Source organism: Liquorilactobacillus sicerae (assembly GCF_029916425.1).
Classification (GTDB): Bacteria; Bacillota; Bacilli; order Lactobacillales; family Lactobacillaceae; genus Liquorilactobacillus; species Liquorilactobacillus sicerae.
Genome location: NZ_JAHAVQ010000055.1, coordinates 1 through 788, shown reverse-complemented (window position 1 = coordinate 788; position 788 = coordinate 1). Strand labels below are relative to the sequence as shown.

Annotated in this window: 1 protein-coding gene and 1 pseudogene; both read left to right on the top strand. The window is 47.2% G+C overall.

Translation table 11 applies throughout. The annotated features are described in order from the left end of the window. Positions 1 to 482 (top strand): glycosyltransferase family 8 protein (locus tag KH893_RS11140; RefSeq protein WP_281166188.1); only part of this gene is annotated, 482 nt, incomplete at its 5' end. Further along, positions 479 to 788, top strand: a pseudogene (locus tag KH893_RS11135) (1-acyl-sn-glycerol-3-phosphate acyltransferase); the annotation flags it as partial. The gene KH893_RS11140 and the pseudogene KH893_RS11135, both read left to right, overlap by 4 nt.

The following is a 788-nucleotide window of genomic DNA, read 5'->3' as shown; positions in this document are numbered from 1 at the left end:
GTGTAGATGTCCACCGATACTGTAACTCGGGCGTTCTGCTAATGGATCTGGATAAACTTAGGCAAGCCAATTTTTCCGAGCGTTTTCTATACCTGCTCAATCAATACCACTTCCACAGTCTGGCCCCGGATCAAGACTATATTAATGCCATTGCCCGCGACCGCCTTCGATATTTGGACGAAAGCTGGAATGTACAAGGTAAACGGCCGAAGATCACCACACCGAAAATCATTCACTACAACCTTTTTGACAAACCATGGCATTACAAAAATGTGCCAAATGGTGATTATTTTTGGCACTATGCACATGAGTTACCAGCTGTTTCAAGCAAGTTGCACCAAACTCGAGCCGACTTCGGCCCTGAGCAGGTGGCCAATGATCTTAAACACAAAAATGAATTGATGCGATTGGCCGCCGTCACCGGCAACGAAAAAGTCACGTTTGCTAGTGTGGCTATTTCAGGAGGACAGGTACAATTATGATCGAATCAAAAGCCCAAGATCCGCACGAACAGGTGATCGAAAACATTCAGCGTGCTGTTCAGAGTGGTCGCTTCAACGATAAGGTCGAAGTCAGCGACCCGAGACTGAAGCCCACTGAGGAAAAGGCGGTCATCCGCGACTATCTGGCACGTCAGCACACTCTGAACCACATCATCAACAACGTGATAGTACGCACTAGTATGAACCTGACTGCACGGTGGCTCACTAATGGCATCACTATTTCAGGTCAGAATAAATTAGTCCAGATTCCTGGCGGTGCCATTGTCACCAGCAATCATTTTAGCC